The 23,133-nt window shown below is 59.1% G+C and carries 17 protein-coding genes, 1 tRNA gene and 1 pseudogene; 14 read left to right on the top strand and 5 right to left on the bottom strand.

Annotation, left to right across the window (positions count from 1 at the left end; all coding sequences use genetic code 11):
- Positions 1–128 precede the first annotated feature (128 nt).
- From ACR2R1_RS18820 to ACR2R1_RS18810, 3 genes are all read right to left on the bottom strand, one after another.
- A complete protein-coding gene (locus ACR2R1_RS18820; protein WP_077731453.1) occupies positions 129–590 on the bottom strand; it encodes a PAS domain-containing protein in 462 nt (153 codons plus the stop codon).
- Between the two features lie 82 nt (positions 591–672).
- Positions 673–1,143, bottom strand: a complete 471-nt coding sequence (locus ACR2R1_RS18815; RefSeq protein ID WP_205780824.1) for an SRPBCC family protein — start codon at positions 1,141–1,143, stop codon at positions 673–675.
- 126 nt (positions 1,144–1,269) lie between these two features.
- Positions 1,270–2,424 (bottom strand): NAD(P)/FAD-dependent oxidoreductase, encoded by a 1,155-nt coding sequence (locus ACR2R1_RS18810; RefSeq protein WP_347257261.1) that lies wholly within the window; start codon positions 2,422–2,424, stop codon positions 1,270–1,272.
- A gap of 274 nt (positions 2,425–2,698) precedes the next feature.
- On the opposite strand from ACR2R1_RS18810, the gene ACR2R1_RS18805 reads away from it, so the two are divergent.
- From ACR2R1_RS18805 to ACR2R1_RS18795, 3 genes are all read left to right on the top strand, one after another.
- Positions 2,699–3,070 (top strand): response regulator, encoded by a 372-nt coding sequence (locus ACR2R1_RS18805; protein ID WP_077731451.1) that lies wholly within the window; start codon positions 2,699–2,701, stop codon positions 3,068–3,070.
- 835 nt (positions 3,071–3,905) lie between these two features.
- A complete protein-coding gene (locus ACR2R1_RS18800) occupies positions 3,906–4,979 on the top strand; it encodes a sialidase family protein (protein WP_434111437.1) in 1,074 nt (357 codons plus the stop codon).
- Between the two features lie 41 nt (positions 4,980–5,020).
- Positions 5,021–5,503: a redoxin domain-containing protein gene (locus ACR2R1_RS18795; RefSeq protein WP_168175475.1), complete on the top strand. Its 483-nt coding sequence runs from the start codon at positions 5,021–5,023 to the stop codon at positions 5,501–5,503.
- Between the two features lie 476 nt (positions 5,504–5,979).
- On the opposite strand, the gene ACR2R1_RS18790 is transcribed toward ACR2R1_RS18795, so the two are convergent.
- Positions 5,980–6,798, bottom strand: coding sequence for a class I SAM-dependent methyltransferase (locus ACR2R1_RS18790; RefSeq protein WP_434111434.1), 819 nt, complete (start codon positions 6,796–6,798; stop codon positions 5,980–5,982).
- 438 nt (positions 6,799–7,236) lie between these two features.
- Between ACR2R1_RS18790 and ACR2R1_RS18785 the strand changes: the two genes are divergently transcribed.
- From ACR2R1_RS18785 to ACR2R1_RS18765, 5 genes are all read left to right on the top strand, one after another.
- The gene (locus ACR2R1_RS18785; protein ID WP_077731447.1) at positions 7,237–7,647 is read left to right on the top strand and encodes a gamma-glutamylcyclotransferase family protein; all 411 of its coding nucleotides are present in this window, start codon (positions 7,237–7,239) and stop codon (positions 7,645–7,647) included.
- A 265-nt stretch (positions 7,648–7,912) separates the two neighbouring features.
- The gene (locus ACR2R1_RS18780; RefSeq protein ID WP_077731446.1) at positions 7,913–8,248 is read left to right on the top strand and encodes an STAS domain-containing protein; all 336 of its coding nucleotides are present in this window, start codon (positions 7,913–7,915) and stop codon (positions 8,246–8,248) included.
- Between the two features lie 13 nt (positions 8,249–8,261).
- Positions 8,262–8,693: an ATP-binding protein gene (locus tag ACR2R1_RS18775; protein ID WP_156879738.1), complete on the top strand. Its 432-nt coding sequence runs from the start codon at positions 8,262–8,264 to the stop codon at positions 8,691–8,693.
- A gap of 94 nt (positions 8,694–8,787) precedes the next feature.
- Positions 8,788–12,147, top strand: a complete 3,360-nt coding sequence (locus tag ACR2R1_RS18770) for an NAD-glutamate dehydrogenase domain-containing protein (RefSeq protein ID WP_434111432.1) — start codon at positions 8,788–8,790, stop codon at positions 12,145–12,147.
- Between the two features lie 170 nt (positions 12,148–12,317).
- Positions 12,318–12,394 (top strand) — tRNA-Arg (locus ACR2R1_RS18765).
- Between the two features lie 102 nt (positions 12,395–12,496).
- On the opposite strand, the pseudogene ACR2R1_RS18760 reads toward ACR2R1_RS18765, so the two are convergent.
- Positions 12,497–12,645: pseudogene (locus ACR2R1_RS18760) on the bottom strand (transposase); the annotation flags it as partial.
- Positions 12,646–12,746: 101 nt separating this feature from the next.
- Between ACR2R1_RS18760 and ACR2R1_RS18755 the strand changes: the two are divergent.
- The 6 genes from ACR2R1_RS18755 (at position 12,747) to ACR2R1_RS18730 (ending at position 23,103) form a co-directional block, all read left to right on the top strand.
- Positions 12,747–13,124 carry a hypothetical protein gene (locus tag ACR2R1_RS18755; protein WP_077731971.1) on the top strand — a complete coding sequence of 126 codons (378 nt, stop codon included), beginning with the start codon at positions 12,747–12,749 and terminating at the stop codon, positions 13,122–13,124.
- Between the two features lie 165 nt (positions 13,125–13,289).
- Entirely contained in the window at positions 13,290–14,492 is a 1,203-nt protein-coding gene (locus ACR2R1_RS18750) for a TolC family protein (protein ID WP_434111429.1), read from the top strand.
- On the top strand, positions 14,489–15,601 hold the full coding sequence (locus ACR2R1_RS18745; protein WP_077731969.1) for an efflux RND transporter periplasmic adaptor subunit: 1,113 nt from the start codon (positions 14,489–14,491) through the stop codon (positions 15,599–15,601). Before ACR2R1_RS18750 ends, ACR2R1_RS18745 begins: the two co-directional genes overlap by 4 nt.
- A gap of 3 nt (positions 15,602–15,604) precedes the next feature.
- On the top strand, positions 15,605–18,706 hold the full coding sequence (locus ACR2R1_RS18740; protein ID WP_434111428.1) for an efflux RND transporter permease subunit: 3,102 nt from the start codon (positions 15,605–15,607) through the stop codon (positions 18,704–18,706).
- 13 nt (positions 18,707–18,719) lie between these two features.
- Positions 18,720–19,046, top strand: coding sequence for a P-II family nitrogen regulator (locus tag ACR2R1_RS18735; protein WP_077731967.1), 327 nt, complete (start codon positions 18,720–18,722; stop codon positions 19,044–19,046).
- Positions 19,047–19,161: 115 nt separating this feature from the next.
- Positions 19,162–23,103, top strand: coding sequence for an HAD-IC family P-type ATPase (locus tag ACR2R1_RS18730; RefSeq protein ID WP_434111425.1), 3,942 nt, complete (start codon positions 19,162–19,164; stop codon positions 23,101–23,103).
- The last annotated feature ends 30 nt before the right edge of the window (positions 23,104–23,133 follow it).

The following is a 23,133-nucleotide window of genomic DNA, read 5'->3' as shown; positions in this document are numbered from 1 at the left end:
ATCTGCATTTACGGCGTCGGCCTAGCGACACGCACATTTGCGGCCGAACGCGAACAGCGCCGGGAAACTTCTTGACCACACCGTCTTATCGCTCATGCGTCTTTCACACGGCAAAGACGCCGGCTTTTTTATTTCGTCAGCCTAGAGACATTCTCCAAGTTTTCGCTCAGGCGCTTGATCTCTTCCTCGGCCCGTACCTGGTTGGTCACATCGTACTGAATCCCGAGATAATAAATCACCTTCCCGTCTCGATCGAAGAGCGGCGTGAGTGCGAGATGATTATAAAAGAGCTCGCCGTTCTTTCGATAATTGCGGAGCGTCACTTCAACCGGCTGAGCGTTCGCCAGCGCTTCGCGGATCTGGGTACGAGCGTCCTGATCTCTATCGTTTCCCTGTAAAAACCGGCAGTTTTTCCCCACTATCTCTCCCTGGTCATATCCCGTTATCTCTTCGAAGGCTTTATTGACATAAACGACGGGCATATCGTCCAAATCCGGGTCGGCCAGCGTTACGCCATTGACGCACGAATCAAGAATCTTAGCCAGCACCTGCGGGATCAGTCCCGGATCTTTTTCCACAATGAAGGCCATAATCGGTTCCTCCTAATTCTTCACTTCAATCTCTCGCTTCCGCTTATTGTTGATCGAAAAACCTCGCCAAATTCCTTTTGACTCACGAATGGCCCTCGATGAGGCCTTTTAGATTTTTCACCGTCTGCTCGGCACCATCCTGCACGGCGACTCGAATCAATTTCTCGAACGGACGCATGAACAGCTCGAGCTCCGATAACTCAAAGGTAAACGCGACCTGCGTGGATGGCGACTGCGTACTCTTTTGCTCGAAATCATAGACACAGCGGAAAGGGCTGGACACTCCGCTGAAGCAAAGCCGCTTGTTCGGTTGATAATCAGTCACCCTGAACGTGGATTCGGTCCGGTGCCCATGATCGACTCGAACCTGCCGCGCCAGAGTGCCAAGACGCATTGGCCCTTCCGACAAGGGTTTCAATTCGACGACTTCGGGTGACCACTTCGGGTAATTTTCGAAGAACTCGTCGCTTATAAAATGAAAAACTTCCTCTACGGGTTTGTTGATGACCGTGGTCGCCTTGGCTTTTACGGGCTGACTTGAGCCAAACATCATTTGCGCCTCCTGAATTTTCTGGCGTCATTATTGGACGCACCGATATCCCATATGAATCCAGTTCACCTGCTCACGCTTTGACAACAGCGCCGCAAATATACGCCTTGCCACCTTTCCTCCAGCCGGTCACAACACATAGGTATCGATGCCCGCAAGCAATAGATCGTATTGCGCTTCGACGATTTCTTTCACGACCGCTGCGGGAAATCCCCCGACCACATTGCGTTCCAACGCCACCCATCCCACGGAATCCTGAGGCCCCAGGCTGACCAGATAGCCCAGATCGCGATGCAGATACGGCTCCAGCAATTTGACGAGCCCCGAATGCCTGAGAATGTTTCGAGCGGCCAACTTGCCTTTGCGCACGGCGGACTGAGCCGTCATGGCGTTCGATCCCAATGAGCGATAGTACGAGCAGTCGCCGGCGGTGAAAACCCGGTCCAAAATGTCTCCGTCCACAACGACTTGGCCGAAAAAATTGGCGTGCAAACGGATGTTGGCGCTCTTGCCGACGAAAAGCAGGCTCAGCTGGGAATCGAGTTCGGACAGCTCGCCCGTCTCAACCTCCTCGAGCACGACACGATCCGCCTCCTGAGCGCGGAAAAAACGACCTGTCACATGCTCGATTCCGAGGTCCGCCATTCGAGCCTCCGCATACTGCCCCAATTTCGCATTGAACTGCGTCAGCACCCTGTGCTCGGAGTCCACCAGACGAAGCCGACAGGGAATGCGGCGCTCCCGCACGAAATTGGCGATCTCGAACAGATACTGGATGCCGGTCGCACCGCCTCCGACCGCGGTAATCCACGGAGCGGAAGAGTTCGCAGCCGCCAAGTTCTCTTGCAGGACCTCCGGCCCCGGCTTTTCGATGAAATCGTCGAGATCGATCACTCGGCTAGGTTTCTCGAGCTTCTTGAAACCCGCTCCGGTGGCGATCAGAAGATAGTCGAACCCGATCTCCTCCTGCCCGACCGGTATGACCCGGTCGCTTTGCCACTGTTTCAACGCCGTATCGTCGAATCTCAGATCCGCCATGACATGGCGAAAATTGAACCGCTTCTCCAAGGCCGCGAAAGACACTTTGAAGTCCGTCAGAGGACGGCGAAAACTTTCGTGCAGATGGGTAATCTTAAGGTGATAAGGCCGGCGATCGATCAAGACGATCTCGGCGTCGGAACGGTATTCACGGATCGTAATCAGCGCCGACAGCCCTGAATAGCCGCCGCCTATGATGACGAGCTTGAGCGCTTCCTTACTGGGGAAATAAAATGGCAAAAACATATCCGTTCTCTTCTTGTTGTTTCTTCTTGTATGAACTTCCCATGGTCGACGGACTGATTTCCAGAAGCACGGTATCTTGGCCGCCTTGCCGGGGAAATTCCCGCTCTTCATAAGACTTGCCGGCCCGACAAAGATTCCCCTTTGTTCGGCTCCCCATTGCTCCGGCTATTCACGTCTTATTTGTGTAGACGCGTCGCTCGACCTATGAAAGCCCCCGGTTAGATCGTATTGTGTTACCCGGCATTTCCGAACTGTGACAAAAAGGAACTGATGTATGACCGACCAAGACACCAAATCCAAGCGTATTCTCGTGGTCGATGACAACACGGATGCCGTCGAAAGTTTGGCTTTATTACTGGAACTCGAAGGCCATGACGTCCGAACCGCACTCGATGGGCCGGCCGCTCTCGATTTGGCATCCGAATTTAGGCCCCAGGCCGTGCTGTTGGACATCGGCCTCCCGGGCATGGACGGCTACGAAGTAGCCCGCAGACTGCGTGAACGTCCGGAGACGCGCGAAGCGCTGATCATCGCCATAACCGGTTATGGCCAGCAAGAAGACCGAGCTCTCACCAAAGCCGCGGGGTTCGATCATCACCTGGTAAAGCCGGTCGATCCGGAAGAATTGGGCGCCCTGCTCGGATAGCCCTACCGAGATGTAGCCCACGCTCTCTCGTCAGAGACATCAAGAAAATATGTGTGCGTCATTTCAAACACCTGACTGCGTGATTTGCCGCAGTTTTACGGATGGCTTCGGAACCGAGCGCCAAGCAACCTTGCGCCGCGCAACGGGTTCGGCATGCTTGGCTCGATTTCTGCGTGATGCTCCGCCCATTTGACCGGCCTTTTACAAAAGCCTTGGCGATCTGCGAAAACACACACTTCAACATTTACCGAAGCAAAGAGTTTTTCTTTACTCGTGGAGCAAGAAGCAAGAAATGCATGCCGTAACTTTGACCATCGGCCTTTGCAGCCAAAGGACTTCGATAACGGCGGCCAAGTTCTTTAAGGAATCTCTGATTAAGTCCTTCGACAGGCTCAGGACGAACGGTAACGTATTGATTCCGTTCGTGATGAGCCTGCCGAAGGGCATGACCGGAATCCACTTGTTCAGAGCTTCCTTAATGTTTCACCGGCTGGTGTTGTTGCGGGCAGCGAAACCTTAAACATGGCTTTTCGTACGATGTCCCTCATCGCGACCGAGTTGAACGGTTACCCGGCGGAACCGGGTTACCGCATCGCCGGTCGAACCAGGGTTACGTGCAGATGGGGCGGCTAATTTGCGAACCGGGGGTTTGATTTCAAGCGTGTTGTCGATCGGACTCAAACGAAGAGCGATTCGGACGAGGTCTTTCTCCGGCGTCCGCAATCATCTGGCCTCGCTGTGTTTCTGGGCTTTGTCCGTGGCGGTCTTGTCCGGTTGCGCGTCCATAGGTTCGCGAACAAAGCCGATTTCGGACGGATTTGAACATTATCGCGGCATGGACATAAAGCTTCCGGTCTCGGCGGCTTTCGGCCCCGACCGACGGCTGTGGCGCGTCGTGCCCACCACCGACCGCGTCTACGTCGATTTTTCCAGCGATTACGGCAAAACCTTCAGTCCCCCGGTAGCAATCAACCCGGAGCGCGTGCCGATCAGGACGCAAAGCGAATACCGCCCGCAGATCGCCGTCGATCCCGCCGGCCGAATCTACGTCGCTTACCCGGCCTTCGGCTTGCAGCCCTGGACCACCTATTTGAGCATTTCCGAAGATCAGGGGCGGCATTTCACCGCGCCGGAGCCCTTGAGCGACATGGCCAGAACAGCCAACTCGTTTCAGGCCGTACTGGCGGTTGATCCCCGCGGCGATTTGCACGCGTTTTGGCACGACGAGCGCGAGGGCGTCGACGAAGCACGGGGCAACGACATCTTTCACACCGTCCTGGGCGCCAACGGAAAGCCCCTTCAATCCAATCAAAAAATCGTGGACGACGTTTGCAGTTGCTGCCGCCTCGCCGTCGATTTCGATACCGATGGGCGGCCGGTTTTGATCACCCGGTTCATTTATCCCGGCAACATCCGCGATCATGGCCTTCTAAAGCCCGAGGACGGCCGTGCCGAGTGGGCGGCGACACGAGCCACGAATGACGGCTGGAAAATCGAAGCGTGCCCGGTTCATGGACCGGCACTTTCCATAGGCCGGGACGGCCGCTACCACGTCGCATGGTTTACCCAGGGAACGAAACGCCAGGGCCTGTTTTACGCTTATTCCGACGATCGGGGCCGCAGCTTTTCAGAGCCCATGGCCTTGGGCGATCCCGACCGATTGCCGGGACATCCGGACGTCTTGGCCGCGGGCGATCGGGTGATTCTCGCCTGGAACGAGTTCGACGGCCGGAAGAATCGGGCGATGGTCAAACAGTCCAGGGATGGCGGAAAAACATGGTCCGAGGCAGTCGCAACGGTGGAATCGGACGCCGAAGTCGATTTTCCGTTCCTCTTGACCGACGGCCAAGCGATTTTTCTATCGTGGAATAGCCAAGACAAGGGTTACCGCCTGATCCGCATCGATTAATCGATCCGCTTTTATCCCTTCCGATTCTTATGAATACCCATATGAAAAAATTATTCGCTCTGCTTTGCCTGTTCCTGACGCTATTTTCAGCTCCGTCATTCGCCGAAAATCAAACGCAGCCATTCAGGGCCGGCAGTCTCAGCGATATCTTGAAAACCCGCCAGGGAAAACCTTTCATTCTCATGTTCTGGTCCCTGGACTGCGCCAGTTGCATGAAAGATTTGGACGCCCTGGCAGCCTCGATGAAAAAGCATCCGAAGCTGGATCTGGTGATGGTCTCCACCGACGAAGCCGAATTTGCCGGCGAAGTGAGTGATATGCTGGCGAAACACAAGCTGAAGCAGGTCGAATCGTGGATTTTCAGCGATTCCAATGCGCAGCGGCTGCGCTACGAGATCGACTCGTCCTGGTACGGCGAGCTGCCCCGCAGTTATTTCTACGATGCGGGCCATAACCGTCTGCCGGTCAGCGGCGCGATCACGACCGAACACATCGACGCCTGGGTCGCCGCGGTCAAGCCTTGAGGAGTCTCTGAAAAAGCCTTCTCCCGCAAGGTGTCGCAAAAAACCCCTCTCCCCTTGGGCAGAGCGAAGCGAGGGAGATGAGGCCGGTCGGGGTTAGCTCCCCGGTAACTGATCAGGAAAGCATTTGAGAAGGCCTTTGTTTGCTCTCCCGGTTGTTATTAATCAGGCCCGTAAATACCCTCCTGGTATTTCGGGCCGCCGCCCAGGCCCGGTACACGCCCGGCCTGGACTCACGCGGCTTATCGCCGCGCCGGGGCATCCCTGCCCCGGATTAACCCGGCCTATATTTATAGGCCGGGTTAATAGATTGGGCATCGATTCGCAACGGCCAATGGGAGTGAAACCTGATTTGCCGGGATTTGCTTCGCTCTTCCAGCCCACATGGACTGCCCCTTTTCCCGTTGGAGACCAACGTCCGCCGAAGGCGGTCGGCTGGAACGACGAGTCGGGCATTGCAGCAAGCAGGGGGCGGGGCACTACTTTACGATTTGAGCGCTGAAAAGTATCCGGCCGGCCAGAAATGGCGCCATCGGCTTAAATAGAATGAGCAGAATGCGATCGATCTTTGCAAACAATTCAGATTGATCGGGGATAATTCTCGTAACCAGAAAGTTGAAGTGCTTCTCAACACGCCGCGCCTGCAGAGGCTTGGTGATCTCGGCAAGGTCGCTTTCATTGAGTTTCCGTTCATCTTCCGTGATATAGGGCTTCTCGGGACCATAAATCAATCGTCGCATGCGCGGATACAAGAACGACTCAACAAGAGAGGAGCGGCGGACCTTCTCGGTTATAGAATGTGAATAAATCTCGTTCACAATGAACTGAGCCCCTGGCTTTGCCACGCGAACAATTTCGCTCATGGTTTCGGGGATGTTGACGTGGTGGAGGATATCTCTGCAAATCACATAGTCAAAACTGGCGTCCTTGTACCTCATTCGTTCAGCGGGCATTTCGTCGAAGGCGATCTCCAAGCCCTCGCGAGCGGCGAGGGTCCTCGCGATCTGGAGCACGTCCGGACTCAAGTCGAAAGCACTTACTTTTGCACCGAGTTTGGCGAGCCGTAGAGCGTCGTCTCCGAAGCCGCATCCTACAACCAGTACATCCTTGCCCTTGAGATCGCAACTCACAAGGTAGGCGTACATCTGCCAGTAGGCGTTCCACCATCGACGACCGGGGTTCAGAAGCACATCCCACGAAAACGGCTCGGCAAGAATCGCTCCGTGTTTCTTCGCATGTTCTCGATGATAGTCGAGCTCTCTCTGCTGCCGTTCCGTTAGCTCAGGTTTCATGTTCATGAGTTGTTCCTATAGTAATGCTCAACTGGAAATAACACTCTAAGCGGCACAAACCATTGCACCTTCGAGGTGGAAAATGTTAGTCATGTGCCTGTATTGATACAAGCGTAACCTTGATTGAGTGTTACAAGCCGATAAGTTGTCGGGTTTCATAAGAGTCTGAGAAGGGAGGAGTAAATAGGATGGAACGGCTACAGGAGGTCGTGAGGACGTGTAAGGGGCAGTGTAAAAATCTGGCTTTTGTCATCTGTTTCTGTTTAAGCGATTCCGGTCTCCACAGTGGGAATTGACCAAGCCTACTGAGCCGGAAGGACGAAGACAAAGACGAACAAGAAAATCCTGACTCCTTTTCCAACGACATTGGGCCAAGGGCGCAGTCCCTTGGATCAGGGCCGGCGGCCGGTTAAGCTTCCGTTCTTTGCTCAACGTACTGCCGTCATGTTCAAGATTTTCGCCTATGGCACGCTCCAGGTTCCGGAGGTAATGCGAGCCGTCACCGGCAGTGTTTTCCCATCGCAACCGGCCCGGTTACATGGTTTTGCCCGCTATCGTATTCGCAACCGGGTCTATCCAGGACTTCGCAGAGAGACGGGCAGCTTTACCGACGGTGTACTCTACGAAGATGTCTCGGCACGCGCGCTTAAAGATCTGGACGCGTTCGAGGACGACTTTTATCGGCGCGAAACCCTGACCGTGGTCACCCGCACGGGGATTCAAGCCGATGCGGAAGTTTATATCGTTCCGCCCGCGCATTACCGGCTGCTCGTCCGGCGGAGCTGGAATCTGGAGGACTTCAAAGAAACGTGGCTCCGTGAATTTTTAACTCATTGCCGCCGTCTAAGTAATTAAACCAATCGTTTCACGCCGGTAGTTCCGGCCCGATAAGAACATGTGAACGGTAAGCTGCTGCAAGATCTGCTCTCGATACGACTCGCAATCGTCACAAGTCCCCGGATTAGAAGGCGCTGAAACACGACCCGATTGCCGCGCCGGTATTCGGCGCGAAAACTTACCTACAAGAACTTTGCGCCTATGTCTTTGCCGATGAATTCCACGTTATTATTCTCCGTGCAACTTGTCCTATAGAAACAATTGCGGATGCTGGAGCCAAACGATGAATATCTCGACTGAAAATCGTAACGGCAGGACCATCCTCAGCCTAAAGGAAGAGCGCCTCGATGCGCATAACTCCGGCGAACTGAAGGATTACATCCTCAAGCTTTTGGAAGACGGTCACACGCGCTTGGTTATCGATTTGTCGGGCGTCCGTTTCATCGACAGCTCAGGCTTGGGCGCTTTGCTGTCCGGTTACAAGAACGCTTCCTTGCGTTCCGGCAGCTTCGTACTGGCGGGACTACAGCCGCGTGTACAATCCATGTTCGAGCTTACCCGCTTGCACCGGGTGTTCGATATCTATCCCAGCCTTGGGGAGGTACCGAGCAGCAACTAGCCAGGAGATTTCGATGGGCGGCGAAACCGACATTATCAACGTCGAAATTGTGGTCCCGAACCAAACTCGGTATTTGAGTTTAATCGGCAATATCGCCGAACAGGTGGCCAAGACTTTGGATGTCTACACCGGCGACCGCGATGCGCTTGCCTATCATCTCAACCTGGTTTTGACCGAAGCGATGGTCAACGCCATTCAGCATGCGGCACCGGGCGACGCGAACAAGACCGTTAGGGTGTGCATGCGCATAAGAGACAAGGATCTCCGGATTTATGTATACGACCATGGTCAGGGTTTCGATTTGAATGCCGTACCGCCTCCTAATCTCGATGCCTTGAACGAACGCGGCCGAGGCATTTTCTTTATGCGGACATTTATGGATTGGGTCAGCTACCGTAAGGCGGACAACGGCAACGTGTTGGAAATGTACAAGAGGCTGGCCTAGACCTCATCAATCGGCCGAACTCGGATGCGGCGAAACTCTAACCATCCCAGCCGCGAATACAACCGGCATTCCGATTCGGCAGGAGAAAAAGACTATGCCCTGGGAACGCAGCTTCAGAATTTTTCTCGACCAGGCCGCTCGGGAATTCCATCAAACCGCCCCCTCGTTTCCTTATGAGCAGGCTTTCTCCGCCGAATACCGCGCGCTCGTTCCTCCACAGTTGGCGACTCGTGACGCATTCAAGGTAGAACAAGTCATCCGAACCGGCCGGGAAGCCGTCGACCTGTGGGAACCCGACCGGCAACTCGGCGATCCGTTCCATCGCCTTCAGCTTTACGGGCTGCGCGAGCGGAGCCTGGACGAGATCATTCCGATCCTCCAGGACCTGAACTTACGGGTGGTCGATCAGGTTCAGTTCAGGGGCGAGATCGGATCGCAGCGCATCTATATCCGCAGCTTCTCGGTCAAGCCCGCCGCGGACGGTTTCGATTCCCTGATACCCGTCAAAGAGCCGTTGCTGGAGGCCTTCATGGCACTGCTGACGGCACGGGCGGACAACGATGCCCTCAACGGTTTGCTGCTGCTGACGGGGCTTTCGTGGAAGGAAATCGACGTCTTCCGCGCTTACCGAAACTACTATTTTCAGCTCGGCAGCCGTTTCGGCCGTTTCCGCTTTCATCAGGCGCTGCTCAACAATCCCAAAACGGCCCTGCTGCTTTTTCACTATTTCGAGAGCCGCTTCAAGCCCGACAGGCGCTGGATCGATCTCGCCCGGCGCGAGGACGAAGCCATGTTGCCGATCCGCATGGAACTGGGCTCGTCGCTGAACGAGGTGGAAGATTCGAACGAGGACCGCATCCTCCGCGATCTGTTCAACCTCATCGACGCCACGCTGCGGACCAACTTCTACCGGAGGATGGATCAGCCGGACCATTTCGTCGCCTTCAAAATCAGCAGCCTCGGGATCATCAACATGCCGGCGCCGAGGCCGTTGTTCGAAATCTACGTCCATTCGGCGCTGATGGAAGGCATACACCTGCGCGGGGCCAAGGTGGCTCGCGGCGGCATCCGATGGTCGGATCGGCCGGACGACTTCCGCAGCGAGATTCTCGATCTGATGCAAACTCAGATGATCAAGAATTCCTTGATCGTTCCGCACGGGGCCAAGGGCGGATTCATCGTCAAGCAGACGGCGCGGGATCCGGCCGATCGCGAGCGGCTGGTCCAGGAAGCGTATTCCACACTGATTCGCGGGCTCTTGGACTTGACCGACAATCTACAAGGCACCGTCGTGACGGCCCCCTCCGAGGTCGTGCCCCACGACGATGCCGATCCCTATCTCGTGGTCGCCGCGGACAAGGGGACGGCGCGGCTGTCGGATCGCGCCAATATCATCGCATCGGAGTACGGATTCTGGCTCGGAGACGCCTTCGCCAGCGGCGGCTCGCATGGTTATCACCACAAGAAGCTCGGCATTACCGCCCGCGGCGCCTGGGAGTGCGTGAAACGGCACTTCCGCGAATTGGGCCAGGATATCGACACCCGACCGTTTACGGTGATCGGCATCGGCAGCATGGACGGCGACGTGTTCGGCAACGGCATGCTGCTGTCCGACAAGATTTGCCTGCGCGCCGCCTTTAGCGCCAACCATATCTTCCTCGATCCGAGTCCCGACCCGGCGCAGTCCTATCGAGAGCGAAAGCGCCTGTTCGATCTTCCCTACTCCAGCTGGGACGATTACGACCGCGGCTTGATCTCGCCCGGCGGCGGCGTGTTCCGGCGCGATGCGAAGGACATTCCACTTTCTCCGGACGTCCGCGAGTGGCTCGGGGTGCACCACGTCACGGTCGACGGCGAAGAACTGATCCGGCTAATGCTGACTGCTCCGGTCGATCTGCTCTGGCTCGGCGGCATCGGAACCTACGTCAAAGCGAGCACCGAGACCAACGAGGACGTCGGCGACAAAGTCAACGACAGCACCCGCGTCGACGCCAACCAGATCAAGGCGAAAGTCGTCGGCGAAGGGGCCAACCTCGGCTTCACCCAACTCGCCCGTGTCGAATACGCTCTGAGCGGAGGGCGCATCGATACCGACGCGATCAATAACTCGGGCGGAGTAGATCTGTCCGATCACGAGGTCAATCTCAAGATCCTCATGAATCTTCTGCAACACAAAGGACTGATCGCCGACCGGGAGGAACGCGACCGATGGCTGGCGGAAGTCAAGGACGATGTTTGCCGTTCGGTCCTGGCCAACAATTATTGGCAAAGTCTCTGTCTCTCGCTGGACCACCAACGCTGCCTACAGGATGCGGAACCGTTCCTCGAAGCCGCCGCGCGCCTGATCAACGCTGGACTGCTCGACCCGGCGGTGGAGTCGTTTCCGTCCCGCAAGGACATCGCGGCACGCTCCCAACAAGCCTTGACCCGACCGGAACTCGCGGTATTGATGGCTTACGCCAAACTAGCCTTGAAGCGGGCTTTCTTCGATAACCCCGAGTTTCTGTCGGCATCCTGGGCCGGGGATTGCCTGGCCGGCTATTTTCCGGCCGCGGTACGGGAGCGTTTCGCCGAAGCGCTCGACGAACATTCGCTCGCCATGGAAATCACCGCCACGGTGATCTGCAACACGCTCATCAACCAGGCCGGCGCGGGCTTTCTGGTTTGGGTCGACGAACTCGAGCCCTCTCTCCTCAATCAAGCCGTCAGGGCTTATCTCCTGTTCGACCGTGTACTCGACGGACGTACGTTGCGCTACAAGATCTGCGCTCTGGACGATCGAATCGCAGCCGCTCGGCAGCTCGAGCTTTTGCTGCGTTTGGAAAGCCTTCTGAACTCGTTCTGCCTCTGGGCGCTGCAAAAAGGCAAAGCGCTGCATCCGAGTCCCGAATCGGTAGCCCTGTGGCGCTCGGACCTGGCACAGCATCTAGCTTATCTGGCGGAAAGTCTCGCAACGAGCGAGCTCCCGGATTACGAGCAGCGTATCTCGGATTCGGAAGCTTTGGGCTTCACTGTAGAAGAAGCCCGTCTCATGGCGCTCATGGAACGGCTGCACAACTTTCCGGCCTTGGTCGACTTGACCGCCCGCACGGGCGAGCCGCTTTCAAAGGTAGCCGAACTGAACGATGCGGTCGCCGACTATCTGGACTTAAGACGGCTGATTCCCCGGCTCGATGACGTAAAACCCCGCAACCGCTGGGAACGCCGGGTACAAACTGCATTACTGGAACGGCTGAAGTCCGGCTCGGTTCGCTTCAGCCTTGCCATGCTGCGCGCCGGATTACGCGATCCGGCCGCATTTTTCACCGGACCGCGTCTCCAACAACGCCTGGCGAAACTGCGCCGATTCGGACGGGAACTCAACGAATCTACGGAAGTCTCCCTGATTCCGTTCACTGCCCTGGTTACGGCGTTGGACGCCTTGCGGGAAGCCTGCGACGATCCCAACGATTGACCGGACGCTCAAGGGTATTCCCCCTCGCCTTTGCGGGAGAATGCAGTCGAAATCACGCGGCAAAATATGAATTTACTGGCCTTCGGGCGGGTCTTAGAGGTACACTATAGCCGCTTTTTTAAAGCTATCCGCCTGATCTAAAAGCCTTTACGGCAAAATCAATCCGCTCCGCCCCGGTAGCTCAGTAGGATAGAGCGTCCCCCTCCTAAGGGGAAGGTCGTACGTTCGAATCGTATCCGGGGCGCCAATTAAATCAATCACTTAGCCAAACCTTGATGGTCTTTCACGACCGTCAACGTGACTATTTCGTGACTTATCCAAGAAACTCAACGCAGCCCTGGTATTTTCCCAGTTTTGAAAAGGCCTGCTCGATAGGATTGAGATCCGGACTATGGGGCGGCAGTGCCTTGAGAATGGCTCCACGGGCTTCGATGGCCGTGCGAACCTCGTTGCCGCGATGCGGGACAAGTTATCCCAAACGACGATCGAGCGTGATTTTCCAGGTCTCGAAATTACGGTTAGAATACCCGCCGTTCGATAGCCCATCTTTTTGGTTTCAAGCCCGAAAACTCCCGTATGTCTTCGGCTTGAAACAATACATGAAACAAGTAAAACAACGCGTTCGGCCTACCCGCCCTGCGGGACACTACTTTTATCTGCTCCTGTTGACGCTGAATGTCGTCACCGGTCTGTGGCGGATTCAGGTGGTTATGGATCTGGACCTGTCTTTGCCCCAGGCCGACTACGCGTCCCCGCTCGAAACCGCCGAGCGTTCACCGGATTGGGATGACGACGGAGAGTCGGATGCCGAGTCGCAGGACGAGGCGGATTATTCCAACCTGGATGACGACAGCCTGGCCCAGGATTCCTTGAGCTATTCGCCATGGGGGATAAAACCGGTGCGTTATCGGTCGGCCCCCGTCCTGTCCCGTTCCCAAGACATCATTCCCGAGCCGCCTCCCCCTCGCCGCTGTTAGCCCCCGATCCCGTGGATGAAGCTGGCCCCAGGCCATCTTTATCCGCCAGGCGCGATGAATGCTTATTCATCGCCTCCCGATCGACGACATCAAGCGAGAGCCATGACGGGTTCATCCCTACAAAAGACCCCAGCGCTACTACTGTGCGGGTTCTTGATTCTTTCCATGTCCGCCTCGGATTCGGCCGGTTCCTCGTTGAGCCTGGCCGACCTTCTGGCTTTGGCGGAAAAACATAATCCCGAGCTAACGGCTGCCCGGACCCAAATCGAGGGTGCGGAAGGCGATCTGATTACTGCCAAAGCCTATCCCAACCCGGAGATTCAGGTCGAGGCGGGCGAATCGGTGGCCCGTGATACCGGCGTCACCCGCGGCATTTTAACCGGCGCCGATATCGCCCAGCCGATCGAACTCCCGTATGTCCGCCGTCCCCGGCGGGAAGCGGGCGAAGCCGGCGTGGACGCGGCGAAGGCCTTTTATCGAACTATTAGCCTCAACGTGCTGACCCGGGTCAAGCAGGCGTTCTATAACGTGCTGCGGCAGCAGGAGCTGCTGGCGATGGCGGAGGCCAACCGGAGCCTGCTCGAATCCATCCGCGACAAGATCCGCATCCGCGTTGAAGTCGGCGAAGCCTCGCGTTACGAACTGGTCAAGGCGGAAGCGGAACTCCTCGGGGCCACGAAGAACCGTGAGAGCGCAGCGCTGCGCGTGGAGCAGGCCAAGACGGCCCTCAGGGCCTTGGTCGCCGGACGGCTCCCGCCCGACTCGGACCTGGTCGGCGAGCTCCCCGCGGCCCGCCGGGAACCGCCGAACCTCGATGCGCTCCGCGATCAAGTGCAGCGGAACCATCCGGCCCTCATTCAGGCGCGGGCGGAAGTCGACCGAGCCACGTCTCAGCTCGAACTGGAACAGGCGCTGCGCTATCCCCAGCCCACCATCAAGGCCGGCGTCTATCGAGAGCCCAATCTGGAGCAGTGGCGGGTCGACCTCATCGTGCCGCTTCCTCTGTGGAATCAGCGGCAAGGCCCCATCGCCCGCGCCGCCGCCGACCGCGCACGGGCGGACGCCCTAGCGGATCGGCAACTGCTGAGCCTTCTGTACGAACTCGACACTGCGATTACCGCCTACCGCATCGCCAGTCAGCAAATCGAGACCTTCGAGTCGGGTCTTCTCCGAGAAGCGGAAGCTGCCCTCAAGGTAGCGGAGGCCGCTTACCGTCTCGGCGAAAGAGGCATTCTCGATTATCTCGACGCCCAACGCACCTTTCAGGCGGTACGCGTCGACTATATCAACGCCTTGTTCGATAAGAACGCCGCGCTGCTCGAAATCGAGCGGCTTCGGGCTCAGGACTACCAGGATCAGTCGCTATGAAAATACTCATTCCCTTAGTGTTGTGCCTCATCGGCCTGGCGCCGGCCTACGGGCAGGACGCTGCCGGCGCGGTGACGGTAACCGCACCGTCCTCTCTACTCCAGAGACTAACCATCGCCCCGGTCGCTCCTAAGGAGACTGCCGAATCCCTGCATCTTCCAGCCCGAGTAGCCCTGGACGAGCATCGCGTGGCCCGCATCGGTCCCAGCGTCAGCGGACGGGTCGCCGAGATCAACGCCTTCATCGGCCAAACCGTCAAAAAAGGCGAGATCCTAGCCCGCATCAACAGCACCGAACTCGGCAACGCCCAAGCCGCCTATCTGAAAGCGAAAACCCGGGTGAATCTGTACAAACTTGCGGTGGATCGCGCGCGACGCCTGCTGCAAGCCGACGTGATCAGCCGGGCGGAACTCAAGGAACGGGAAAGCGAATTGATGGAAGCCGAGGTGGAGCTTCGCGCCAGTGCCGATCAGCTGCGCGTGATGGGCATGAGCGAGGGCGCCATCCAGCGCCTCGCGGCCACCGGCCAGATCGATTCGGTGACCCCGGTGACCGCCACCGTGGCGGGGACCGTGATCGAGCGGCATGTTTCCCTAGGCCAGATCGCTCAGACCACGGACGACCTGTTTACGATTGCCGACCTGTCCCGCGTGTGGGTGGTGGCCGAAGCGCCGGAACAAAAGGCCTATCTGATCGAACCCGATGGCCAGACCGAAGTGCAGATTCCAGCGCTGCCGGGACAGAAAATCAGCGGCAAGCTGATCTACGTCTCCGACATCGTGAACCCCACCACGCGCACGGTCACCGTGCGCATGGAGGTGAACAATGCGGAGCGCAAGATCAAACCCGAAATGCTGGCCACCATGGTCATCCGGAAGCCGGCTTTGACCGGCCTCGGTGTCCCGGCCAAAGCCGTGGTGAGAAGCGGCGATCAGGACTATGTCTTCGTCAGGATCGCCGCCGATGGGTTCGCCCTGCGTCCGGTTTCGCTTGCTCCCGAGCAAGGCGGATATCGCCGAGTGATCGAAGGGCTCACGGAAGGGGAACCGACTGTTGTAGATGGCGCGTTCCATCTGAACAACGAACGTATCCGCAAAGAACTGGAGTAGGCCATGATCGAAAACTTGATCCGCGCCGCCCTTAAGCAGCGATTGGTAGTCGTGATCATCGCGTTGTGCCTGGTCGCGTTCGGCTTTAACGCCATGCAGAACCTATCCATCGACGCCTTTCCCGACGTGACCAACGTCCAGGTCCAGGTGGCGGCCGAAGTGCCTGGCCGCTCTCCCGAGGAGGTCGAGCGTTTCGTCACCGTCCCGCTGGAAATCGCCATGACGGGGCTTCCCGGCCTGGTCGAGATGCGCTCGGTGAACCGCAACGCGTTGTCCCAGATCAATCTGGTGTTTACCGATGAGACTAACGTCTATTTCGCCCGGCAACTGGCGCTCGAACGGCTGATCGAAGCGGCGGAACGCTTGCCGGAAGGCGTTATACCGATTCTCGGACCGGTTTCCACCGGCCTGGGCGAAGTCTACCAATACACCCTGGAGCGGCCTGACGACGGCGAACGCGCCCTGACCGAGGAAGAACTGACCGAGCGCAGGACGATTCAGGACTGGGTGGTGCGTCCGCTGCTCCGCGGCATTCCCGGCGTCGCCGAAATCAACTCGATCGGCGGCTTGGAGCGTCAGTATCAGGTCCTTCCCAATCCCGACCGCTTGCGCCATTACGGCCTGACGCTAAAAGACGTCTACACGGCGCTGGCGCTCAACAATGCCAACAGCGGCGGCGGCAAACTGCCGCAATACGCCGAACAATACCTCATCCGCGGGATCGGTCTGATCGAAGACCTCGACGACATCGGCAATATCGTTCTCAAGGAAAGCGCCGGCACTCCGGTCTTCATCCATGACGTTGCCGAGGTGCGCATCGGTCATGCCGTGCGTTCCGGCGCGGTGATCAAGAACGGCTACACCGAGGCAGTGGGCGGTATCGTGATGATGATCCGCGGCGGCAACGCCAAGGAGATCGTCGGCCGGGTCAAGGAGCGGGTCCTGGAGATCAACGAACACGGCATGCTGCCGGGGAGCTTACAGATTACGCCTTATTACGACCGCACCGGCCTAGTCGATGCGGCAATCCACACGGTGACCAAAGTGCTGATGGAAGGCGTCGTGCTGGTGATCGTGGTCTTGTTGCTGTATCTCGGGGATATCCGCTCCAGCCTGATCGTGGTGGCGACGCTGATCATCACGCCGCTGGTGACGTTCATGGCGATGAACCACTACGGCATCTCGGCCAACCTCATGTCCCTCGGCGGGCTCGCCATCGCCATCGGCATCATGGTGGACGGCTCGGTGGTCGTGGTGGAGAACGCCTTCCGCCACCTGGGCGAGGCTAAAGAAACCGGCGAAAGCCGGAGCTTGATCGTTTTGCGCGCCGCCGCCGAAGTGGGCACGCCGGTCCTGTTCGGGGTGGGCATCATCTGCCTGGTGTTCCTGCCGCTGATGACCCTGACCGGCATCGAAGGCAAGATGTTCGCGCCGCTGGCCTACACCATCGCGATCGCGCTCTTTATCTCGCTCATCGTGTCGCTCACCCTGTCGCCAGTATTGTGTTCGTATCTTTTGAAAGGCGGCGCGGAGCACGACACGCGGATCATTGCTTTTCTCAAGCGGCCCTATCTGAGCCTATTAGACTTCGCCTTAAATAATCCCCGCAAAGTGATCATTGCCGCGATTCTGGTGTTGATCGGCAGCGTCTCGCTCGCGCCTTTTCTGGGGACCTCCTTCATTCCGGAGATGAAAGAAGGCTCCATCGTGACGGGCATCAACCGGGTTCCGAGCATGTCGCTGGATGAGTCCATCCACCTGGAGACGGAAGCCATGCGTCTGGTGACGGACGTGCCGGGCATCGCCCTGGCGGTGTCCCAGTTGGGACGTTCCGAAAACCCCACGGACACGCAACCGGAGAACGAGTCTACTCCTATCCTGACCCTCAAACCGCGGGAGGAACTGCCGCCCGGTTGGGATCAGGACGATGTAATGGATGCCTTGCGGGAAAAACTGAGCGTCTTGCCCGGCGTGCAAATCGTGATGGCGCAGCCGATCTCGGACCGGGTGGACGAAATGGTGACCGGGGTGCGCTCCGATATCGCCATCAAGCTGTTCGGCGACGAACTGGAAGTGCTGAAGCAAAAGGCCGATGAAATCATCAGGGTGCTCAACTCGATCGAAGGCGCCGCCGACATCCGCGTCGAACGCGTGAGCGGCCAGCAGTATCTCACCATCGATATCGACCGCCAGGCCATCGCCCGCCACGGCATCAACGTGGCCGACATCAACGACATCATCGAGACCGCCATCGGCGGCCGCGTCAGTACCGAAATCTACGAGGGCGAGCGGCGGTTTTCGGCGGTAGTCCGGTTTCCTGAAAAATTCAGAAACAATCCGCAGGCCATCGGACAAATACTGCTGAAATCCCCCAATGGCGCCCTGGTGCCGCTGGAAGATTTGGCCATCATCGAGGTCGTGGACGGACCGGCGCAGATCAGCCGCGACAGTGCCCGGCGCCGCATCGTGATCGGCGCGAACGTCCGGAACCGGGACCTCGGCGGCTTCGTCGCGGAACTGCAAAAGGCCGTCGCCGAGCGAGTGAAGCTTCCGGAAGGCTATTACGTCACCTGGGGCGGACAATTCGAAAATCTCGACCGGGCCATGCACCGCCTGATGGTGATTATCCCCATCACCATCGCGGCGATCTTCTTTCTGTTGTTTTTGCTGTTCAACTCGTTGCGCTTCGCCGCCCTCATCATTCTGGTGCTGCCGTTCGCCTCCATGGGCGGCATCTTCTCGCTGTTTCTCACCGGAGAATATCTATCGGTGCCTGCCTCGGTCGGCTTCATCACCTTATGGGGCATTGCGGTGCTGAACGGGGTGGTGCTGGTGTCTTACATCCGGGGACTTCGGGACGAGGGCTTGCGCCAGCGGGAGGCCATTGTCGAAGGCTGCAAGCAGCGCTTCCGGCCGGTGATGATGACGGCGACGGTCGCGATGCTCGGCCTGGTGCCCTTCCTGTTCGCCACGGGGCCGGGCTCCGAAGTCCAGCGCCCGCTGGCGATCGTGGTGATCGGCGGATTGATCACCTCAACCTTGCTCACCCTGGTGGTGCTGCCGGCCCTGTACCGATGGTTCGAAGAAAAACGTATCGAAGTTTGAAAGAGGAGAGTCCATGAAAGAGATCAAAGCCATCATCCAGCCCCAGCGGCTGAGCAAGCTCAGAAACGCATTCCGCCAGATGCGCGGCTTTCCGGGAATGACTGTGAGCCGGGCGGAAGGGTGTAGTCCGCATGACGAACCGGAAGTCGGGCATAACATCCGGGAAGAACTGACCGATTTTTCGCCCAAGGTTCGGGTGGAAATCGTCGCCCCGGACGATAAGGTGGAGGAAATTGTCCGCATCATCCACGCCCATGCCCATACCGGGCAGCAAGGGGACGGTCTCGTTTGGGTGACGGACGTGGTGAACGTCCAGTCCATCCGGCTGGAGCCGGTCTAAATTGGAAAGGGAGGCTCGAATCCGATGACTTCAGAAGCCTTCGGGGTGCGAATGCCTTTCAAATTTCGTCAACCCAACTAAACCGAGCATAGTGGTCAAAGGATACTTTAAACAGTTGCCGGGGATCATCGATGAAAGCATTCGTGCCGATTCCGGAAGCGTCGTTCAGCCGATGAACGATCTCGCCGCGTCTTGGCACTCGCTTCCGGTCGAGCAGGTCTTCGGGGAGCTGAACAGCTCGCCGGACGGGTTGTCGGCATCTGAGGCGGAGACGCGGTTACGCGAGCACGGCCCTAACCGGATCGAGCGGGGGCCGCGTCGGAGTTGGCTTAGGATCCTGTTGCATCAGCTCGCCGATCCGCTCGTGTACGTCTTGCTCGCGGCGGCGCTGCTCGCCGTGCTGATGGGCAAGGTAACCGATGGCGTCGTGGTCCTGGCGGTCGTCGTCCTGAACACGCTGGTAGGCTTCGTGCAGGAGATGCGTGCCGGCCAGGCGATCGAAGCGCTGAGCCGAATGGTCCCGCAGAACGCGACCGTTCTGCGCGACGGGGATCAGACCGCCGTGCCCGCGCACGAACTCGTGCCCGGCGACATCCTTATCCTTCAGCCGGGCGACCAAGTCTCTGCCGACGTACGCCTGTTCGAGGCCAATGGGCTCCTCGTGGAGGAAGCCGCGCTCACCGGCGAATCGGTGCCGGTTGCCAAACACGAGGCACCGGTCGAGCGCGATGCGGTGCTCGGTGATCGCCGTTCGATGGCGTTCGGCGGGACATTGGTCGTCTCCGGCACCGCGAAGGGCGTGGTCACCGCCACCGGGCCGCGGAGCGAGCTCGGCCGGATTTCCCGGCTGCTGAGTGAGACTGCGGAGTTGGAAACGCCCCTCACGCGCAGACTCGCCAGCCTCGCCCGCGCCATCATGCTGGGAATTCTGGTTGTCGCGGGACTGATCTTCCTCGTGGGTATGATGCGCGAATACCCGCTGCTCGACAGTGCGTTCGCGGCGATCACGCTCGCGGTGGCCTCGATTCCCGAGGGCCTCCCCGCCGTCATCACCATCGCCTCGGCGATCGGCGTGCGCCGCATGGCACGCCGCCACGCGATCATTCGGCATCTGCCCGCCGTGGAGACGCTCGGCAGTACGACGGTCATCTGCACCGACAAGACCGGGACGCTGACCCGGAACGAGATGACGGTGGAAGCGCTGTGGACGCCGGCCGGCCCGATCGAGGTGACCGGGATCGGCTACGCGCCGGAAGGCGAACTTCGCGCCGGTGACGAATCCGTCGATCCGCTGCCCGATGCCGTCAGGCACTTGCTCATTTCCTCCGTGCTCTGCAACGACGCGACTCTGGAGCTGGACGACGGCCGCTGGACAATCGTGGGCGACCCGACCGAAGGCGCGCTCGTCGTCGCGGCGCGCAAGGCGAAGCTGGACGAGACGGCGCTCCGCACGACGTTCCCGCGCGAGGACGCGATCCCTTTCGATTCCAAGCGGCAGTTCATGGCAACCCTGCACGTCGGTTCCGACAACCGTGCCCTTGTCTGCCTGAAGGGCGCACCCGAAGTCGTGGCTAAGCTCTGCCCGGCCTTCGCGGGCGGCCAGCCGATGACGCTCGACCTCGTTCACGAGGCGGCGCACGCCTTGGCAGCACGAGGCTTGCGCGTTTTGGGCGTGGCTTCGGCGATGCTCGACGAGCCGATCGCCAGCCTCGAAGGCACCGCGTGGCAGCGCGACTTGCGTTTCCTCGGGCTCGTGGGCATGGTGGATCCGCCCCGCGCGGAGGCCGTCGAGGCCGTGCGGACATGCGGGCGCGCAGGCGTCGCCGTGAAGATCGTGACGGGCGACCATCCGGCCACCGCGCGTGCCATCGGGGAGATCTTCGGATTGCTCGACCCCGGCGGGTCCGGTCCCGGAGTCATCACGGGGCATCAGATCGAGACTGCATCGGACAGGGAACTCGCCGCACTCGCGCAGACAGCCAATGTCTTCGCGCGGGTCGCACCCGAACACAAGCTGCGGCTCGTCAAGGCGCTCCAGGCCGACGGCGAGATCGTTGCGATGACCGGCGACGGCGTCAACGATGCGCCCGCCCTGAAGCGAGCGGAGATCGGCGTCGCCATGGGCATCAGCGGCACGGCCGTGGCCAAGGAAGCCGCGGACATGGTGCTCGCCGACGACAACTTCGCGTCCATCGGCGCGGCAGTCGAGGAAGGGCGACGGGTCTACGACAACCTGACCAAGTCGCTCGCGTTCATCCTGCCGACGAGCCTCGGCCAGGCGATGATCATCCTCGTCGCGGTGCTGTTCTTCCCCGTCACCGAGGGGCGCCTGCTGATGCCGATCGAGCCGGTCCAGATCCTCTGGGTCAATCTGGTCGTAGCCATCGCGCTCGCGCTGCCGCTCGCGTTCGAGACCCACGAACCGGACGTGATGGAGCGGCCGCCGCGGCCGCCGAACGAGGCGCTGCTCAGTCCCTTCCTGATCTTTCGCACCTTCCTCGTCGGTGCGCTCATGACCGCGGGCGCCGTGAGCCTGTTCTTCCACGAGTACAACACGGACCTGCGGGAAGGCGTCGCTGCGGAACTCGCGCGTGCCGAGTCGCAGACGGTCGCCGTCACGACCATCATCCTGTTCCAGGCGATCTATCTCCTTAACTGCCGCTCGCTCACCGAGAGCGTTTTTCGCATTGGACTGCTCAGTAACCCGTACGTGTATTTCGGCATCGCGGCGACGATAATGCTGCAACTCGGCTTCATCTATCTGCCGCCGTTCAATCAACTGTTCCACAGCCATCCGCTGGATGCGACGGACTGGATCGCCCCGGTAGCGGTCGCACTTGCCGGCTTTCTCGCGATTTCGATGGAGAAATGGCTCTGGCGTCAGCGGTGGAATGCCGACTTGACTGGTAGGCACGACACCGATCTCTCACCCGACAGGGGAACTCTGCACATGACTCCATCGGAACCTGCCACGCTCCCCGTCCTTCCCTCGCCTGAAGCAGACCGCTTCTGGTCGCAAAGAGGACTCTCCGACCTTGCGCTGCTCGCGCTCACCGTTCTCGCCCTGTTTCTCTGCTACCTGATCGCGCGGCCTTTCGTTTCGTCGCTCGCCTGGGCAACGGCGCTGGCGGTCGTCGGCGGACCACTGCATCGTCAGGTAACGAAATGGATTCGCTCGCCAAGCCTGGCCGCCGGGTGCTCCGTCGTCGCGATCGCGGTGCTCCTGATCGTTCCTGCCGGGATGCTCGTTCCAGGCTTCATCAATGAAGCGGTCAAGGGATTCACGTTGATCAGGGCGCAGATCGAATCGAACGCGTGGGACGATGCGATCGAGCGGCACGAATGGATCGGGCCCGCATGGGAATGGGTGAAGGAGCGCGTGGATCTCAGTGACTTGGTCCAACAGGCGGGCGCCCTCTTGACCGCGGCGGGGTCGTTCGCGGTGAAGACTTCATTCCTCGGCGTGATCGAGCTCGCGCTCGTTTTCTTCTTTCTGTTCTACTTCCTCCGCGATCGCGATTCGCTCCTCGGGGGCATCCGCTCGCTGCTTCCCCTTGCATCTGCCGAAATGGATCGCATCATCGGTGTCGCGGCGGACACGATCTTCGCGACGGTCTACGGCAAGGTGCTGGTGAGCATCGTGCAGGGTCTGCTCGGCGGCTTGATGTTCTGGTGGCTCGATCTCCCGGCGGCGTGGTTCTGGGCAATCGTGATGGGCGTCTTCGCGATCATTCCGCTGCTCGGTGCGCCGGTCGTTTGGCTGCCGGCGGCCGGGTTGCTGCTGCTCGATGGCCAATGGAGCCAGGCCGCGATCCTGGCGCTCTGGGGCGCCGTGGTCGTGGGGTTGGCCGATAACCTGCTTTATCCGATCGTGGTCGGGAAATATCTCCATCTGCACACGGTGCCACTCGTGATTGCGTTGATCGGCGGCATCATCGTCTTCGGGGCGGCGGGATTCTTTGTCGGCCCGGTCGTGGTCGCGATCACCTTTGGGGCGCTCGATGTATGGCGTTTGCGCGCCGCAGCCTCAAAGACTTCACCGGGACGGCAGGCATGAAGACCTTGCGCCTCCGTCGCAGTGGAAGAC

Origin of the sequence: Methylocaldum sp. GT1TLB, from assembly GCF_051027445.1 — a bacterium.
In the GTDB taxonomy this organism is placed as follows: domain Bacteria; phylum Pseudomonadota; class Gammaproteobacteria; order Methylococcales; family Methylococcaceae; genus Methylocaldum.
This window is presented reverse-complemented; position numbering and strand designations above follow the sequence as displayed.